This is a genomic window from Streptococcus mutans (genome assembly GCF_006739205.1).
GTDB lineage: Bacteria > Bacillota > Bacilli > Lactobacillales > Streptococcaceae > Streptococcus > Streptococcus mutans.
In genome coordinates this window covers 1,345,415-1,362,838 of the sequence record NZ_AP019720.1, presented here as the reverse complement: position 1 = coordinate 1,362,838, position 17,424 = coordinate 1,345,415, and the positions used below count along the sequence as shown (strand labels likewise).

The 17,424-nt window shown below is 36.5% G+C and carries 19 protein-coding genes and 1 pseudogene; 14 read left to right on the top strand and 6 right to left on the bottom strand.

What is annotated here, in order from left to right:
* Positions 1-92: 92 nt before the first annotated feature.
* Complete coding sequence (locus FNL60_RS06935; RefSeq protein ID WP_002271753.1) at positions 93-950, bottom strand: metallophosphoesterase; 858 nt, start codon at positions 948-950, stop codon at positions 93-95.
* Positions 951-1,190: 240 nt separating this feature from the next.
* Here FNL60_RS06935 and FNL60_RS06930 point away from each other — a divergent pair, with 240 nt between their 5' ends.
* From FNL60_RS06930 to FNL60_RS10375, 10 genes and pseudogenes are all read left to right on the top strand, one after another.
* The gene (locus tag FNL60_RS06930; protein ID WP_002275049.1) at positions 1,191-1,574 is read left to right on the top strand and encodes a MerR family transcriptional regulator; all 384 of its coding nucleotides are present in this window, start codon (positions 1,191-1,193) and stop codon (positions 1,572-1,574) included.
* A complete protein-coding gene (locus FNL60_RS06925; protein ID WP_002280129.1) occupies positions 1,561-2,445 on the top strand; it encodes an NADP-dependent oxidoreductase in 885 nt (294 codons plus the stop codon). The genes FNL60_RS06930 and FNL60_RS06925 overlap by 14 nt, the downstream gene beginning before the upstream one ends.
* A 267-nt stretch (positions 2,446-2,712) precedes the next feature.
* Positions 2,713-2,925 (top strand): AbrB/MazE/SpoVT family DNA-binding domain-containing protein, encoded by a 213-nt coding sequence (locus FNL60_RS06920; protein ID WP_002263301.1) that lies wholly within the window; start codon positions 2,713-2,715, stop codon positions 2,923-2,925.
* A gap of 1 nt (position 2,926) precedes the next feature.
* A complete protein-coding gene (locus tag FNL60_RS06915; protein WP_002264573.1) occupies positions 2,927-3,661 on the top strand; it encodes an ABC transporter ATP-binding protein in 735 nt (244 codons plus the stop codon).
* Positions 3,661-4,311, top strand: a complete 651-nt coding sequence (locus FNL60_RS06910) for an ABC-2 transporter permease (RefSeq protein WP_002263299.1) — start codon at positions 3,661-3,663, stop codon at positions 4,309-4,311. The genes FNL60_RS06915 and FNL60_RS06910 overlap by 1 nt, the downstream gene beginning before the upstream one ends.
* Before the next feature lie 28 nt (positions 4,312-4,339).
* Positions 4,340-4,528, top strand: a complete 189-nt coding sequence (locus FNL60_RS06905) for an AbrB/MazE/SpoVT family DNA-binding domain-containing protein (RefSeq protein WP_025985693.1) — start codon at positions 4,340-4,342, stop codon at positions 4,526-4,528.
* On the top strand, positions 4,525-4,950 hold the full coding sequence (locus FNL60_RS10380; protein ID WP_018110155.1) for a hypothetical protein: 426 nt from the start codon (positions 4,525-4,527) through the stop codon (positions 4,948-4,950). Before FNL60_RS06905 ends, FNL60_RS10380 begins: the two co-directional genes overlap by 4 nt.
* A gap of 185 nt (positions 4,951-5,135) precedes the next feature.
* Positions 5,136-5,585, top strand: a complete 450-nt coding sequence (locus FNL60_RS06895; RefSeq protein ID WP_018110154.1) for a helix-turn-helix domain-containing protein — start codon at positions 5,136-5,138, stop codon at positions 5,583-5,585.
* Positions 5,586-5,650: 65 nt separating this feature from the next.
* Positions 5,651-6,859, top strand: coding sequence for an alpha/beta hydrolase family protein (locus FNL60_RS06890; protein WP_002280204.1), 1,209 nt, complete (start codon positions 5,651-5,653; stop codon positions 6,857-6,859).
* A gap of 147 nt (positions 6,860-7,006) precedes the next feature.
* Positions 7,007-7,314: pseudogene (locus FNL60_RS10375) on the top strand (hypothetical protein); the annotation flags it as partial.
* Between the two features lie 143 nt (positions 7,315-7,457).
* Here the strand turns inward: FNL60_RS10375 and FNL60_RS06875 are convergent.
* Positions 7,458-9,014: an autotransporter outer membrane beta-barrel domain-containing protein gene (locus FNL60_RS06875; protein ID WP_002280193.1), complete on the bottom strand. Its 1,557-nt coding sequence runs from the start codon at positions 9,012-9,014 to the stop codon at positions 7,458-7,460.
* A gap of 309 nt (positions 9,015-9,323) precedes the next feature.
* On the opposite strand from FNL60_RS06875, the gene FNL60_RS06870 reads away from it, so the two are divergent.
* The 4 genes from FNL60_RS06870 (at position 9,324) to ftsY (ending at position 13,592) form a co-directional block, all read left to right on the top strand.
* Positions 9,324-10,382 (top strand): DUF3114 domain-containing protein, encoded by a 1,059-nt coding sequence (locus FNL60_RS06870; RefSeq protein ID WP_002280192.1) that lies wholly within the window; start codon positions 9,324-9,326, stop codon positions 10,380-10,382.
* A gap of 84 nt (positions 10,383-10,466) precedes the next feature.
* Positions 10,467-11,276, top strand: a complete 810-nt coding sequence (locus tag FNL60_RS06865) for a Cof-type HAD-IIB family hydrolase (RefSeq protein WP_282184655.1) — start codon at positions 10,467-10,469, stop codon at positions 11,274-11,276.
* A complete protein-coding gene (locus tag FNL60_RS06860) occupies positions 11,273-12,094 on the top strand; it encodes a Cof-type HAD-IIB family hydrolase (protein WP_002269327.1) in 822 nt (273 codons plus the stop codon). The genes FNL60_RS06865 and FNL60_RS06860 overlap by 4 nt, the downstream gene beginning before the upstream one ends.
* Before the next feature lies 1 nt (position 12,095).
* Positions 12,096-13,592, top strand: coding sequence for a signal recognition particle-docking protein FtsY (gene ftsY / locus FNL60_RS06855; RefSeq protein ID WP_002280191.1), 1,497 nt, complete (start codon positions 12,096-12,098; stop codon positions 13,590-13,592).
* A gap of 75 nt (positions 13,593-13,667) precedes the next feature.
* Here the strand turns inward: ftsY and FNL60_RS06850 are convergent, their stop codons facing one another.
* From FNL60_RS06850 to FNL60_RS10575, 4 genes are all read right to left on the bottom strand, one after another.
* Positions 13,668-15,032, bottom strand: coding sequence for a DHA2 family efflux MFS transporter permease subunit (locus tag FNL60_RS06850; RefSeq protein ID WP_002280190.1), 1,365 nt, complete (start codon positions 15,030-15,032; stop codon positions 13,668-13,670).
* Positions 15,033-15,141: 109 nt separating this feature from the next.
* Positions 15,142-15,957, bottom strand: coding sequence for a TIGR03943 family putative permease subunit (locus FNL60_RS06845; protein WP_002263632.1), 816 nt, complete (start codon positions 15,955-15,957; stop codon positions 15,142-15,144).
* The gene (locus tag FNL60_RS06840) at positions 15,954-16,859 is read right to left on the bottom strand and encodes a permease (RefSeq protein ID WP_002266058.1); all 906 of its coding nucleotides are present in this window, start codon (positions 16,857-16,859) and stop codon (positions 15,954-15,956) included. Before FNL60_RS06840 ends, FNL60_RS06845 begins: the two co-directional genes overlap by 4 nt.
* 5 nt (positions 16,860-16,864) lie before the next feature.
* On the bottom strand, positions 16,865-16,999 hold the full coding sequence (locus FNL60_RS10575) for an SPJ_0845 family protein (protein WP_002280189.1): 135 nt from the start codon (positions 16,997-16,999) through the stop codon (positions 16,865-16,867).
* Positions 17,000-17,424 lie beyond the last annotated feature (425 nt).

The window sequence follows — 17,424 nt, the reverse complement described above, 5'->3', positions numbered from 1 at the left end:
AAACAAAATGTGAAGCTTCCAATCACTCACTGCTTCAAACTGTTACGGCTATTTATATAGCGCTCCTAGGACTTCTACCCCAGTCTCGTTTTTTAACAGTCAAAAATCGTCATGGAATGGGAAAATTCTTTGGCTAAATATTTTCTTTTATAAGCTTGATAATCCTCTAAATACCTAACGGCATTATAACGTTTACTGAGATTCCAGCTACCTGAAGGATTGTATTGGGGATGCTGATTAACAAAATTAATGGTCAAATCCCATTCACGGATATAGCCTAGAGGCCTTGAGTGGTAAACAACACCGTCTAGTTTGATATCACCAAAACTTCTATGAGCATGGCCAAAGGTAACATCTTTAATTTGGTGCTGAACAAAAAGCTGATGAAATTTTTGGCTTCCTAAGAAAGCATTAAAAGGTGCAAATCGTGGATGAGTCAACAGGAATTCTTGATGGGGAACAAAATGCATGGCTACAATAAGTCTTTGGCTTGGTAAAGAATGTAGAATTTGATTCAGTTTTATAAGTGACTCCTGAGTAATTGTCAGATCATCTTTGAGGCGTTGCAGGCGTCGATCAAACCAAAAGGTCTTTTTGAGGCTGTTAATCTTTGTTTGTTCTTGATGGGAAAAGGAATAATCGTACCAAGCATGAAAAGCTAATAGAAAAGCCGATCCAATTTGGTGAACTTGAAAATCAGAAGCTTGAATGGCATCTTCATCTAAATCTAACATGTCATGGTTTCCTAAATTATAGGTTACCTTGACGTCTTTTTCAAGTTCTTCAATAAAAGGAAGTGTAACATCGTAAAAATGATTAGAAATATCTCCTGCCAGATGAAGATGGTCAATCTTTTGTTGGTGCAGAACCTGTTTGAGCGTTTCAATTTCTAAAGTCCCAAAGTGATTAAGATCAATATGCAAATCACTCATAATTGCAAGTTTAGTCATAGCTTCATTGTAGCAGAAGTAAGTGAAAATTGCTTTAAAGAAGTTTTTGGCTATTGTCATAAGAGACGATAGCAATATGGGGGTCTGGTCTCGCTTTGATGATACGTTTTATCATTTTACTTAAAATATAAGTGTAAAGAGCGAGATCATCAGGTTTGAGTGAATTAATAAAAAATAGATTTTTTCGTTGACCTTCACATCATGTTAAGCTGTATAATGACAGTACGAGGAGGAAAAGAAATGAGGATTGGAGAGGTTTCTAAATTGACGAATGTCAGTATGAGATCGTTGCGCTATTATGAGGAAAAAGGATTAATCCATCCAGAAAGATTAGAGAACGGTTACCGTGATTATGATAAATTAACGCTAGAGCGAATTAAGACATTAAAATTATATTTTGATTTAGGTTTAACAACAGCAGAAATGCAGCAGGTTATGGGTTGTGATCCCTTTGTTTTTCCGTATAAGAACCTTATGTGTAAAGATGTTATTATGATTTATGAGGATAAGCTTAAAGAAGTTAGCCATCAAATTCAGATTTTACAACAGATTGAATCCCGCTTAAAAGAGCGATTGATGAAAATTTATCATTTAAAGGAGGATAGCATAAATGAAAGGTATTGAAATAGTGAATTATGGCGGACCGGAGGTTGCTAAGGTTCGAACATTTAGCAGTCCCGTTAGACGATCAGGAGAAGTGATGATTCAAGTAGTTGCCTCTTCAATTAGTCCAGTAGACATAAAGTATATGACGCCGGAAACGATTCAGAAAATTCCTTCTTTCCCAGCAATTTTAGGTTGGGATATTGCTGGGATTATAATAGAAGCTGATAAGAATTCAAATTTTTCCGCTGGTGAGCGTGTGGTGGCTTTTCATCCACAAGGGAGCTGGCAGCAACTAGTTACTGCCTCTGAGAATCAGGTTGTAAAATTGCCTGATAATATTGATTTTATCAGTGGAGGCAGTATTCCTTTAGCCGCTTCAACGGCTTTGCAAGCTTTAAGAAGATTACGACTAGAGCCCGGCGAACGTTTACTTGTTACCGGAGCAGCTGGCAGTGTCGGCTATTACGCACTTCAATTTGCTCTGAAAATGAGAGTTAAAGCATCTGGCTTAGTAAGAAATAAAAATCAAAAAATGAGCATAAATTTATTAGACACAGAAATTTATACAAATGATGATCCTATTCCTGAATTTGATGCTGTCTTTGATACGGCAGGTGTACTAAATCGTATTGATGTCATCCACAAGGGTGGAAGACTCGTGACTGTCAGCGATGAACAGATTGATCCACAAGTACTAAAACATACCTCTTTTGCTGAACATAATTACGTTAGAGTAAACAAGGAAGACTTGGAAGAAATTGTCCATCTTGTTTCGGAAGCAAAGATAGAAACCAGAGTTGCAAAGATATATTCTTTTAATAATGTTCAGGAAGCTCTAGCACAGGCTATAAAGTCTGGGAATAATGGAAAAGTCATGCTCATTTTCTAGAAGAAGCCCTTATAGGCTTCTTTTTTGGTATTTTTTTTAAATAAAAATATCATAATAATACTCATCTGAAATCAAAATAGCCACAGTCCATTTTCGGAAAAAATCATCTTTAACTTATCCCAATACAAAAATTTTTGAAATTGTTAAGTATATTGGTGTAACAGTAGTAAGTTTTATAATGTATCATGAGTACTTGTTATTTTGAAATTATATGGTATAATAAGTTATACAAATCATACAAAACATACTATAAGGAGGCCGATCATCGTGAAAACACCAAAAGGTAAATATGCTTGGACAGCTACAGTTGGGGAAAAAGGTCAGATAGTAATACCGAAACAGGCACGGGAAGTATTTAATATCAAGCCTGGTGATACAATTTTGCTTCTTGGCGATGAAAAACGAGGTATTGCTATACCGCCAAAGGGAGCATTCACACACTTGATGGAAGTAGCTTTTGAAGAGAAAGAAGACGAATGACATGAGATATATTCTAGAAGTAAATGGTCTTACGAAAATTTATCCAGCTTTTGAACTAAAAACTACTAGCTTTCATATTGAGGCTGGCGAAGTTATGGGATTCATAGGTAGAAACGGTGCAGGTAAAACAACAGCGCTAAAATCTATTCTAAATCTTGTACATCCTGAAGCGGGCAGTGTTCGTATTCTTGGAATGAACTATCTGGATAATGAGGATAAAATTAAACAGCAGATTGGTTATGCAGTAGGTGGAGTCAGCTATTATAAAAGGAAAAAGATAAAAGAAATTGTGGCAATTACTCGTGTTTTCTATAATAGTTGGGATGACGAGGAGTATCAACATTATCTCACTGCATTTAATCTTGACGAAAATAAAAAGATTATGGAGCTTTCTGAGGGTATGAAGGTGAAGTTTTATCTTACCTTGGCTCTTTCACATCATGCAAAACTTTTAATTTTAGATGAGCCAACAAGTGGACTTGACCCAGTATCTAGAGATGAGATGAATGAAATTTTCCGAAAACTGGCTAAAAAAGGTGTAGCTATTTTATTTTCCACCCATATCACCAGTGATTTAGATAAATGTGCGGATACGATTACCTACATCAAAAATGGAGAATTACTTTTATCGACAAAGAAAGAAGATTTTATCCATTATTACGCAAAAGAAATAGGTGGTACACCGACACTTGAAGATATTATGGTGCATATCGAAAGAGAAGAGGTGAATCTGTGATGAAAAAACTTTTTTATAAGGAATTGAAACTAACAGCAAACCCGTTGAGTTATTGGTTTATTGCTTTTTCAGCCATGACAATGATTCCAAGCTATCCTATACTTATTGGTTCCGTTTTTATCTGTCTTGGAATTTTTTATACTTACCAGCAGTTGAGAGAATATGATGATATAACATACACGGTTATGTTGCCGGTTAAGAAACAAGACGTAGTTACAGCCAAATATCTATTTGTTTTGTTTATTGAATTGATGGCTTTTATCTCATGTACATTGCTAACGATTATTAGAATGAAATTTTTAGGGAATGCCGCTCCTTACGATATAAATCCCTTGATGAATGCAAATGCGGCTTATCTTGGATATGTAATAATTGTATTTGCAGCATTTAACGGCATTTTTCTTGTAGGCTTTTTTAAAACAGCTTACAAGATTGGAAAACCTCTTATCATATTCTTCGTAGTCAGTTTTATTATAGTAATCTTGGGGGAAATATTACATCATATTCCTGCTTTAGAGAGCCTGAATGAGCTTTCAAACGTAAGCATACCACAGGTTGCTATATTCGTAATTGGTGTCGTCTTGTTTATGTTATGTACATGGTTATCATATCAAAAATCTATAAAAAATTTTGAAGAAATTGATTTGTAAAGTAGAGTAGATTAGTTAATCGTCTTTTATTGATGAAAGCGGGGCAAAAAATGTTGGTGAAAAAGGCCAAATCGTTATCCCTGCACGAGCTAGGAAAATTTTTAACATCCAAAAAGGAGATAATCTGATGGTCTTAGGTGATGTTAATCAAGGCTTGACCTTAATGCATAGCGATTTCTTTGTTCAAGCTTTTGAAGAAATGGGATTAATGAAATGAAAAAATTAACTGGTTTTGGGATTGGCTTTGCAGTGTTCATATTCTTCCTGAATCTGATAGGTTGTTATGATTTTGTCATGGTGATGACGCGCAATCAGACTTATTTTGCTGAACACTATACTCCAGCTGTTAAAGTTTATTTTACCAACTATCCGATTTTCTTTGTGATCGTGTGGTTCGGGTCATTGTTAGGTGGCGTCTTGTGTCCAATTTTCTATCTTTTTAGAAGAAAATCAGCGCTGATTTTGGCTGGTCTTGCCTTTTGGGGAGATGCTATGCTGGTTCTATTGACTAGCCTTTTTAGGAATCGCATTCAAGTTTTTGGCTGGCAGTTCACTTTTGACCTAGCTATTCTGGGATTACTTGGCCTTTATTGTCTGTATTTGCTTAAAGGAGAGTCAAAATCGGAAAAGAGAAACTGAATTGTGCTGTCCCTCTAAATTGAATACAGGAAGTCAGATCGAGGGAAGCAGTTCAAGATTAGATTGACTTCAGACTCTCTTTAGGGCAATTTGAATATTGGTATTTTTGGATAAAAGCATATTATTTTCTTGACAAGGCTGGTCTAAAGTGATAAGTTTTATTTGTAATGAACTAAAGGAACTAAATGATGGAAGAGAAAAAACTAAAAGATATTGAAAATATTACCAATGTCTTCATGCAGCTAGATTATGCGCGTACGCCTTCAAGCATTTTAGCCTATCTCATGTTGGAAGAAGAAGATAGTGTGACTTTTAATAAGATTATTGATCAGCTTGGTCTGTCAAAAGCCAGCACTAGCACGGGCTTGCGTTTTCTGGAGAATAAGGGAATGATCAGCTACCAAGGCCGCTTGCATTCGAGAGAACGTTTTATTCATTTAAATCCTATGGGAATGGTTGCTTGGCTGACTTCTAGGATAATAGTGCTTGAAGAGATGAAGAATCTCTTTAATAAAGTAGCTGATTACCATGGCTCTACTTATGGAGAGCAATTTAGAACACTTGCCCATCTCTATGATAAGTTAGATGCTGTTGTTAACCAAGTTTTAGAAGATTTTGATAAAGGAAAGAGTTAAGATTTTCTTTTACTATTTTAGTTCAATTAGTTCGAAACAAAAGCAAACAAAGGAGATCTTAAATAATGAAAGAAAACAATATTATTTTGAAACGGCAAGATTATAAAATTAAGTTTAATAATAAAGATATGGATTTCTGTTTTAATTGGATGCTTGGAATTGGTCAAATTATCGGGATGAGTGCTGGTGAATTATTTTATATTGCCAGCGGTATTCGGGATGGTAATCCTACCGATTGGTGCAAACGCTTCAATGAGCATGCTGATTATCTGGAAGATGAGGTGGAGCGAGTAAAAAAGGTTGGTTACCGAGACTTAATTTCTCATTTGTATTTTTCAGCCTGTTTTTCCATTCGTGCGGCTCTTCAGTTTACAGATCCCAAAGATTCCGAATTTATGGAAAATTTCCGAAGAATGGAAAAACTGTTTATGCTAGCTGTAGACAACAGCAAGATTCCGCTTAAGAGCATTGAGGTGCCTTTTGAAGGGGAACTTTTACCGGGTTATGCTATTATTTCCGAAGATAAAGCGCAAGATACTTTGATTGTAGTCGGAGGCGGAGATACCAGTCGTGAAGATCTCTTTTATATGTTGGGTTATTCTGGCTGGGAACATGACTACAATGTCTTAATGGTTGATCTACCCGGTCAAGGAAAAAATCCAAATCAAGGCCTTCATTTTGAAGTAGACGCTAGGGCGGCCATCTCAGCTATCTTGGATTGGTATCAAGCGCCGACAGAAAAAATCGCTATTGCAGGTTTTAGCGGCGGTGGTTATTTTACAGCTCAGGCAGTAGAAAAAGATAAACGCATTAAAGCCTGGATTGCTTCCACTCCAATTTATGATGTCGCCGAGGTCTTTCGGATTTCATTTTCAACTGCACTAAAAGCTCCCAAAACGATTCTTAAGTGGGGCAGCAAGCTGGTAACAAGTGTCAATAAGGTTGCCGAAGTCAACTTAAACAAATACGCTTGGCAATTTGGACAAGTCGATTTTATAACTTCTGTAAATGAAGTTTTAGAACAAGCTCAAATAGTAGACTATAACAAAATAGACGTTCCTAGCCTTTTCTTAGTAGGAGCTGGGGAAGATTCTGAATTGATGAGACAGAGTCAAGTTCTTTACGACAATTTTAAACAGAGAGGTATTGATGTAACCTTAAGAAAATTTTCAAGCGAAAGTGGTGCGGATGCGCATTGTCAAGTAAATAATTTCCGTCTCATGCATTACCAAGTCTTTGAATGGTTGAACCACATTTTTAAGAAAAAAGACTAATCTAGTCTCGTCAGGGACAAATGAGTCATATCAGTCGGTATAGCTCAAATACTCTTTGAATAGTGGTCTATTTCCCAGTTGTGCCTGCAAATTAAAACCAGTGATGCTGAAGAAATAGTATGAGAAGTCCAAGTCCCAACAGGCTTCTTTTTTGCTGAACACTGTACTTCAGCTGTTAAAGTTTATTTTACCAACTATCCGATTTTCTTTGTGATCGTGTGGTTCGGTCATTGTCAGGTGGCGTCTTGAGTCCAATTTTCTATCTTTTTAGAAGAAAATCAGCGCTGATTTTGGCTGGTCTTGCCTTTTGGGGAGATGCTATGCTGGTTCTATTGACTAGCCTTTTTAGGAATCGCATTCAAGTTTTTGGCTGGCAGTTCACTTTTGACCTAGCTATTCTGGGATTACTTGGCCTTTATTGTCTGTATTTGCTTAAAAGAAGGAAGGAGATTTAGGTATCAGTCAAAACGAGGTTAGGACAAGAAGTGCCAACCTCGTTAGATAAAACAATGATAACAGTTTGATGCAGTAATTTGGGGATGAGATAATAAAATCAATTTTTAGGAAATCACGATTTTGATCTCATTCTCGTTTTTAATTAATTACTTGTATTTTTGGTATTATTTACAAAGGCTGTTGTTGTTTTAAAATAATTATCGAAGCCACTACGGTCAATGTAACTGCTGCTGGGTTTGTTACTTGAGCTGGTTGTTACCTTTTGACTGTAAGTTCCTGTGACTGTTAGGCTATATTTGCTTTTACCTTTAACAAGTTTTTGTCCGCTTGAAGAGATGACGCTGACGGTTTTTCCGTCTTTATCAACAATTTTAGCACCTTTTTCAGCATTGAGATTGGTTACTGTCGAATGACCAGTTAGCACCCATTTGGAATTTTTAGAAATATTCATGGTAATAGGAGACGTGCTTGGGGATATATTGGTACTGTTGGTTGATACAGCAGTTTTGCCAGTGTAGTTGGTTTTATCAAGCAGGTACATATTTAAGGTCGAAATACTATCCACATCAACATCCCCTTTAAGTGTCTGCTTATGGCCAGTAAAGTTAACTGTTGCCCCATTACTACCGGGGGTTCCCCAATTATTGGCACTATTGCCTGCTACAGTCAAAAGTTTAGCCTTATTTGCATCAAAATTCAAGGTGGATTGATTAAGGATAATGTTTGCAGAGGTATTCGTCAGGTAGAACATAGAACCTGAAGCAATGGAAGAAGTTAATTTAGACTTGCTAAGCTCGAAGTGGGCACTTTGCCCCGTTGTTGCTTCGGCATCACCGGATTGTGACTGATAGATGATAACGCCATTGGCAATCGGGTCACTGGCAGTTTTGTTTGTCATGGTACTAGTTAAATTAGAATTATGAATAAGAATGGTATTAAGACCTTCCATACCAGCAATTTGGCTGTTACTAGATGTTCCTGTAACGTGATTAACTTGAATATTGCCTGTTGAATAAAGAAGAGGTGAGCCAGAGCCACTAGTATTTAAACTGGAATTAGTGGTGGAAATATTGCCGCCACCACGGTCAGTTGCAATAGCAGCGCTGTGAGCACCTTTTGTAGAAATGGCCATCTTATTAGCAATAATATTGCCATTGTAAGTGGCATCAAGTCCCCGTGAATTATCAGCTGTAGTCGCAATGCTTGTTTTATTAGCGTAGATGGTTGCCTTATCAATTGCAAAAATCCCATTACTGCCAGAGCTACTAGCTTTTAGTTTGGAATTCGAAACATAAGCTTTTGACCTTTCATTGACTGCTAGTAAAATAGAATTAATACCGTAAAAATTATCATTGTCACCATTATTATCATCACCGGATTTTATTAAATTCGCTTTATGCAGTGTTAAACTACCACCGTTTTGAACAAGAGCTGTATTTTGAGCGGAAGTAGTTGATTTGGTTTTGGAACTGGAAGTGACCTTGCTACCATTAGCAACTAGAACACCACTGTTGATTCCGCTGTAGTCATAAGTTGTGGTGTTAGCACCACCTTCAGCAGGAGCTTGTCCATCTGGCCTAGCAGGTGCTCCAGTACTGTCCTCAGCTAGAATACTTATACTAGGCAAGGTTGAGGTAGTTAAAATCATTCCTGTAGCCAGCAAAGCCAAACTTTTACGACAAATTTGTGAATAGCGCATAATATTTCCTCTTCTATCATTATTTTTTCAGATTGTAACCAGAAGAACTTAATTTTAACTTAAGAAAAAATTTGGCCTTGGACTAAAATCAGATTTTACAATCATTTTGTAAGAAAGTTATGTGAAAATTCTGATCTTAAAAAAGATATTCATTGGGTGCCATTCAATGTATCAGTAATGCCCTATTATTTTAAAGTGACTATGCTCTACTGACAAGGAAATGAAAACAGTGATTTTATTTAATAATCTCGTTTTTTCTGTTGTCTCATCTCTTTTTTGTTATAATAAGGTTTTGAAAGGAGAAAGTCTATGTGGCGCATTTTAGGAAACTCTTCATTTTCCCGAACGGGTCTGCGCAAACGTTATCAAGAAGCAAAGCAACTGCTTTTATGGGAAAGTGTAGGATGGACTAGGGAAGATGTAAAGCAACTAGCTAAAAAGGATTTGCAGCCTTCGGACTTTCGCATTGGCTCACAGGCTTTTAATTTCTTATGGCAAGCTGCTTATGGTAATAAAGAGCCGCAAAAACTGCTGTCTATTGTTCTAGATATGTCTGCTATGCCGGAAGAATTATCTGGTGATTTACAAGAAAATCAAGAGTTAGTTCATCGTTTTTCTGACGATTTAGCACCAGACAATACTTTTTGGCATGAGTTTTCACTTCTGGTTCAAGAGATTTTTCCAAAAGACACACTCAGTGCTAAGACTAATTTTGCCAAACGTATCCATCAATTTCGCTATGTCATTTCCAGTCAGCAGGCGCAGTGGATCCGTGACCATTTGAGAAATGAAAAAATGACTGATGCTCAGGCTTTGGCGCGATTTTTAAGAAAGAAAAAGAGAAAAGTCTGGTATCATTCAACCTATGATTACACACTTTATGATTCTGCCCGTCTGCATAATAAGGTTGCTTTTAAGGATGGGCAGACGATTTATCCAGATGATTCTTATCGCCTTAATTTTAAGGTGTTATTAAATTTTCATACGGAATTTATTCTTGATAATGAAGGACATTTCTTGAATGAAATTGATGCTGAACATATCACGCAAAATGGGATTATTAATGGTGCCAGTTTTAATTATGCTAACAGTGGCAATCAACGTCATTGGGAATTAGATGTTAATCCGACCAAATCACATGATCCTCTCTTTAGAGACGCGGTTATTGCCACTAAGGATTTGCGTTTTACGGCACCTAAATATATCCTGAAAAAAATCGAAGCAGCATCAGAAGAGGATTGGCAAAAAAGTTATTTTAATAAAAAAGGACTCTATGCTAGTGGATGCAAGAGCAATTTTAAAGCAGTTAAGCATTTGATCCGACAATTCAAAAAAGAACTTTTTAAACTGAAGTGGACAAAAAATTGAAAGTAAGCTATTTTAGTCAATAATCCCCCAAAAATTAATAATTTTGATAAAATAGGAAGTAAGATGGTTACTAAAAGAAATTTCATGACAGAAAAAATACGCTTGATTGCAACAGATATGGATGGTACTTTTTTAGATGCTTCCGGTCAGTTTGATCATCAGCGCTTAGATAATTTGTTGAAAAAATTTGAGGCAAAAAATCTTATTTTCACTATTGCCAGTGGCCGTTCGCTATTGACTTTAGAAAAATTGTTCAAGGATTTTACAGATCGTATTGCAATTATAGCTGAAAATGGAAGTTTGATTCAATATAAAAATCAAGTGCTGTTTGAACAGTTAATGACTCCCTCTCAGTATCTGGATTTAACGGCTAAAATTTTGGAAAATCCATATAACCAAGGTGTTGAATTACTCTTATCCGGTAAAAAGGCCGCTTATATTTTGGCGGAGAGTCCTCAGAGTTATATTGATTTCATGAAAGGGTATTACGAAAATATTCAGTTAGTTGAGAATTTTGAACAGTTGGATGATGCTATTTTTAAAATCACAACTCAATTTCCAGCGGAATATGTTCATAAAGGAGCTGCTTGGTTAAATGAAAGACTCCCGCATATTCAAGCTGTAACAACAGGATTCGAGTCTATTGATATTATTTTACGGGGAGCCAATAAGGGATTTGGTCTTAGCCATCTCTGCCAAGTTTTAAAGTTAAAATCTGAACATGTTTTAGCTTTTGGTGATAATTTAAACGACTTTGAAATGATGGATTTTGCAGACGTTGCTATTGCACCTGAAAATGCGCGTGTGGAAATTAAAGAGCTTGCAGATGAAGTCATCCCTCATCATCAGGAACAATCAGTAATAACTTATATGGAAGGTATGATAAAGGAATGACTGAGATTAAATTACTAGCTTTGGATCTAGACGGCACCCTCTTTAATACAAAAAAAGAGGTTAGTTTAGAAAATAAAGAAGCTCTTAAGGCAGTTCGCGAAAAAGGTATTAAAGTAGTTATTACAACAGGCCGCCCTCTTAAAGCTATCGAACATTTACTTGAGGAGCTTGATTTGCTATCAAAAGATAATTACCTGATTACTTTTAATGGCGGACTTGTTCAAAAGACGACAGGTGAAATTTTAGAAAAGAGTGCTCTAAGCAGAAAACAGGTTGAAACGATTCAGACAGAAATGGAACATCTAGCCTTGCCAGTGGATGTTCTCAGTGATGGTATCGTCTATAGTATTAGTAATCAAAATAACCATTCGCTTTATCCTATTGCCAATCCTATGCTGACATTTCGTGAAATTGATGGATTGCCGCAACTGCCTTTGGATATTATTTATAATAAGGTCGTTATTGTTTGTGATGCTGATTTTTTAGATCAGCAGATTGAAAAAATCCCTGCTTATTTTTATGAGAAATTTGAAGTCTTCAAATCACGTGATATTATTTTAGAAATCATGCCTAAAGGGGTTCATAAGGCTGTGGGGCTTAATCTTCTCACCAAACATTTAGCTATTGATCAAAGCGAAGTTATGGCTATGGGAGATGAAGAAAATGACTTAAGTATGTTAGAGTGGGCCGGTTTGGGTGTTGCAATGGCAAATGGTGCACCTATTGCCAAGGAAACAGCTGATGCGGTAACAAAAAAGACTAATGATGAGTCTGGTGTTGCCGAAGCTATTAAAAAATATATATTAAACGAGGATTGAAATGGGTTTATTTAATCGCTTATTTGGTAAGAAAAGACAAGAAGAAAAGCCAACAACGGATTCTATTGAAGAAACCGCTGAACAAGAAGTCGCACAAGAAAAGCCAGCACTGTCGGCAGAAACTGCTGAAACAGCAGAGAGTCAGCAGTCTGTTTATGAAAAAGATGTGACAGAAAGTCAAGCTGAACAAGTATCAGATGCACGAATAATTGAAGACGGACAGAATTCGAAAGAACCAGCAGCTAGTGGGCATTCCGTCCAAGAACATAAGCAACAGTCTGTCCAACACCAACAAGAAGTGTTTCATTCTGAAAGTTCTGTAGCCGCTGTACAAAATAATACTGAGACTATGCCTTCGCAGCAAAAAGAAGACGAAAAGCCAAATCAATCGCCGGATTTCATGGCAGAATACTATGCACGTAAGGCTGAATTAGCTCAAAAAGTGGAAAGCCAAAAACCAGCAGAGACTGCTGAGCAAGAAAGCCAAACGACACTCTCGGACCAAAGGGAGACTGATACAGCTGTCAATCAGTCTGAAGAAGAAGCTTCCAGTCAAATAGCAGAATCTGTTGAAAGCGAGGAAGAAAAGTACAATCGCAGTCTGAAAAAAACCCGTACTGGCTTTGGTGCGAGACTTAATGCTTTCTTGGCTAATTTTCGTAATGTTGATGAAGAATTCTTTGAAGACTTGGAAGAGATGCTCATTCTTTCTGATGTCGGTGTTCAGGTTGCGTCAACCTTGACAGAAGATTTACGCTATGAAGCTAAATTAGAAAAGGCCAAGAAACCTGAAGCTCTTCGCCGTGTCATTATTGAAAAACTAGTTGATATTTATGACAAAGACGGTCAGTTTAATGAAAAAATTAATTTTCAGAACGATCTTACTGTTATGCTCTTTGTAGGAGTTAATGGTGTTGGTAAAACGACTTCCATTGGGAAATTGGCCTATAAATATAAACATCAAGGCAAGAAAGTTATGCTGGTTGCAGCTGATACTTTTCGTGCGGGAGCCGTTGCTCAGTTAGCTGAATGGGGCCGCCGTGTTGATGTTCCAGTTGTTACAGGTCCAAAAGATGCTGATCCAGCTAGTGTTGTCTATGATGGTGTTGAAAGGGCAGTTGCAGCAGATGTTGATATTCTTATGATTGATACAGCAGGTCGCCTGCAAAATAAGGATAATCTCATGGCGGAATTGGAAAAGATTGGCCGTGTTGTGAAACGTGTTATTCCAGATGCTCCTCATGAAACGTTGCTTACTCTTGATGCTTCAACGGGACAAAATGCCCTTGTTCAGGCTAAGGAATTTTCAAAAATCACACCTTTGACCGGTCTGATTTTAACAAAAATTGATGGAACTGCCAAAGGCGGTGTGGTGCTTGCTATTCGGCAAGAACTTGCGATTCCTGTTAAATTTATTGGTTTTGGTGAAAAAATTGATGATATTGGTGAATTTCATTCTGAAGACTTCATGAGAGGACTTTTAGAAGGATTGCTATGATCACAATATAAAAAAAACGCTCTGATATCAGCTTGTATGTCACAAGTATGATATATCAAGGCGTTTTTTTAATGGTTAATACTTTTTCAAGGAAGCAAAGAGCATTTTGAAACAAAAGAAAATAAGGATAACCAAGATAAATAAAGTTGAAAAGATAAATTTCACACTACTGGTCATATTTGGGGCTAATTGGAGGGCAACTGATGATAGAGCTGTTCCTAAGGCACCGGCAAATTGCTGCATCATTTGGAAAATAGCAGTAGCATCCGCTGTTTTATTTTTGGGTAATTGTGAAATAGCAACTGCCATAGTGTTGTTAAAAGCCATATTACGTCCGAAAGTGAAAATGATGTAGACAAGGATCATTAACATAATGGTTAAAGAGTTTATCCATAAAGCGAAGATACCAAGGCTAACAGCAAAAAGAGTATTTCCCCAATAAAGAGATAATTTAGGGCCCTTTAAGTCATAAAGTTTTCCAAAAAATGGTGCTAAGATCCCACCTAAAAGTGTTCCTGGCAGTAACACAAAACCGGCGATTGTAGTTGAGATGTGCTCTGCTTGAACAAGAAAATTAGGAATAACAAAGTTAGAAGCTAAATTTGAAAATTGATAGATGAAAAAAGGGATTAAGCCTAAAAGAACAGGAGCTTGTTTTAAGATTCGAATATCTAAAAAAGGCGTCTGCAATTTGAGACTTCTAAACACAAAGAAAATAAGAGCAAAGCCAAAAATGATTAAAGCCAACCAATTAAGGGAACCTGATTCAAGTCCGGAAATAAGGATTAAAAAGAAGGACAAAGCTATCGCTAATAAAAGAAAACTGATGAAATCAAAGGGACGTTTACTAGTTTTAGGTGAATTTTCCAAAGAAAAATAACTGATAATTAAAGCAATTACAGGAACTGGCAGTGTTAGTAAAAAAATCCATTGCCAAGAAAAATGGGCAATCATGAAACCGCCATAAGTAGGTCCAAAAGCAGGAGCTAAACTCATGATAAGTCCGCCAATTCCCATATAGGTTCCAATTTTGTTGATAGGAATGCGCTCAATAATAAGGTTAAACATCAAAGGCATAGCAATTCCCGTACCAGCCCCTTGCAGAGCTCTGCCAATAATCATCAAGCCAAAATGAGCAGAGATGATACATGTTACTGTACCTAGAAGAAAGAGCAAGACTGCTATTGTGAATTGTAGACGCTCTTTAACATTTTGTTGTAATGTGGCGCTCAGTGTCATAGAAATGGCGACCGCCAAGAGATAAACGGTTGTAATCCATTGCAGACTACTTAAAGGCAAATGGAAAATAGTCATTAATTTGGTGAAAGTCACATTCATGCTTGTTTCTGATAGAATACCAGAAAAACCAACCAAAGCAGTTGCTATGATAGAAAGCTGAATTTTACGAGAGACTTTATCTGTCTGTTGTGTACTAATCATGTTTTCTCCTCTTCTTACTTCTCATTATTGTAACACAAAAAAGAAGTACAACAAAGCTGATTTTTTAGAAATGAACCTTGTTAGACTTCTTTTAATTGAGATATTATTCTTAAAACACACGATAAACATATGGATTTTTGGGTTGCATTGTCTGTGAACTCTGAGAAATATGAAGAACAGGCAGAGTTTGTTTCAGGTTTTGATTGTATTCAATAGCAAGTTTTCCACTAACCGTAACCCAAGTGTTGTTTTGATAATGCGTTTGTCCACCTGTCGTTAACAAACCATAGACACCCGAATCAGCAATACAGTGAATGATGCCAAAGCGAAAGAGAAATTGACTGTTCTTATCTTTGGGATCATTGTAAATAAAGCCGACATATTCAATTTGACGGTTTTTGAATTCATCAGGAAAGAGGTAGATAATCTCCATCACTTCCATGTAATTTTGCGTTGTAATTTGCAGTTTTCCAGATCCTTTATATTTTTTTAAAGTTGCTCGCATCTCTTTTTGATAAGCTGATTTTGTGAAATAAAGACTAGTATCAGGTTTTAAGTATTGAACGCGAGTTCCATCTGAGCTAGTTCCTGAAGTAGTTGATCCTGCAGCCAATGGGAAATGATAGCCTTTGGCAGAGACGGTTGTTGAATCAAGCGGCACTGTTGGGACTAAAAGTCCAATAAAAACGGGGATAGCTAGAATAATAGGACTAAAAAATTTAGCGGCTTTTCCAGATAAGTGAGAGTGCATTTTTAACCTTTTCATCCAAATGGTTAACTGCACAAGGGCCAGAATAAAGGATAAAGCCATGGAAATATAAGCTAAGTAAGAATAGTGACTGTTAATATAGCGATCTAATTTCCCAGATAATTGTAAGTACATGCCCAATTCAAAGTAACCCGCTAAAATGAGAAAACGAATCATTGCATCACCCCCACAATCAAGCAATAAATGATAATGATAAGACTTGATGTGCCAACAAATTGCAGAATAAACTTCGTTTTAAAAGCATTTTTCATCATCATTAGATTTTTGATATCAACCATGGGTCCAATAAGAAGAAATGCAACAACGGGAGCCACACCAAAGGTCGCCAACAAAGAAGTTCCAATGAAAGCATCGGCTTCACTGCACAGCGAAAGGATAAAGGCTAGGAGCATCATGATTAAGATAGCCGTCAGTGGATTGTGACCAATAGAGGTCAAAATACGCGTTGGTACATAAATTTGCATGCTAGCAGCCACAAAACTCCCAAAGATAAGGTAACGTCCTGTGTCAAAAAGTTCGTCTACTGCATGAGCTAATGCATAAAAAATCTTTTGATACGTTTTTTTATGAGAATAATCGTGGAAATGACAAGGTTTGGCGCTTTCCTTGATGATATGTTCATCCACTATAAAGCCAAGTAAAATTCCTAGAGAAATAGCTACAATAACAGCTCCAAACAGCCTCAAAAAAACAAAACGCCAAGAATTACCGAAGGCTGAAAACGTCGCAAAAAGAACGATAGGATTGATAATAGGAGCTGTTGCTAAAAAAGGAATGGCAGTGTAGCTAGGTACCTTTTTTTCCAAAAAACGATTAACAATAGGGACAATCCCACATTCACAAGAAGGAAAGATGAAACCAACAAAAGTTCCAAAAAGAATACGGCCTATTTTATTTTTAGGAAGATATTTTTGAACAATATCAGGTGTCAGATAAACTTCAATAAAACCCGACAAAATAGCACCTAGCAGAATAAATGGCAGAGCTTCGATGATAATAGAAAGGAAGATTGCCAAGCATTGCAGAACACTGCTTGGTAAATGATTAAAAATCGCCATAAAATCTATTTCTTGACTTTCTTGTCAGCTTTCTTTTCTTTATCATTTGGGAATTCAACTTTTTCTAAGCCTTCAGGGAGTTTAGCAAAATTTTCCATCATTTTTTCTAATTCATCATTTTTCTTGAATGTAATCGCCATAAGAATACCTCATTTCTAAATAATAGATAAAATCAGATTGAAAAAAAGTCTTTTTTGAGACTTTTTAACCTTAAACAATCCTCAGACTGTTTGAGTCACCGATAGGTGAAATTATCAGTGGATGATTTTTACCCGATCTTAAAACAAGAGAGCGAGAGAAATCAATTTCTACGAAATCCCGATTTACTCTCATTCTCACTTTTATCATGGTGGAAACCTTGTTTAGAGCTCGCTTAGCTCGCAAATAAAGGAAATAACCTTGAAATTTGCAAGCTAAAATTTTATGTTGAAAATAGAGTAATAGAGTTGTCTACATTCTCAACAATATCATTATACTACCAAATAAGAAAATATGACAGTTTTAAACACAAAGAATCAATCCACATCTTTTCTTTTTTCGATAATTACCTTAGCTGGTATCGCCG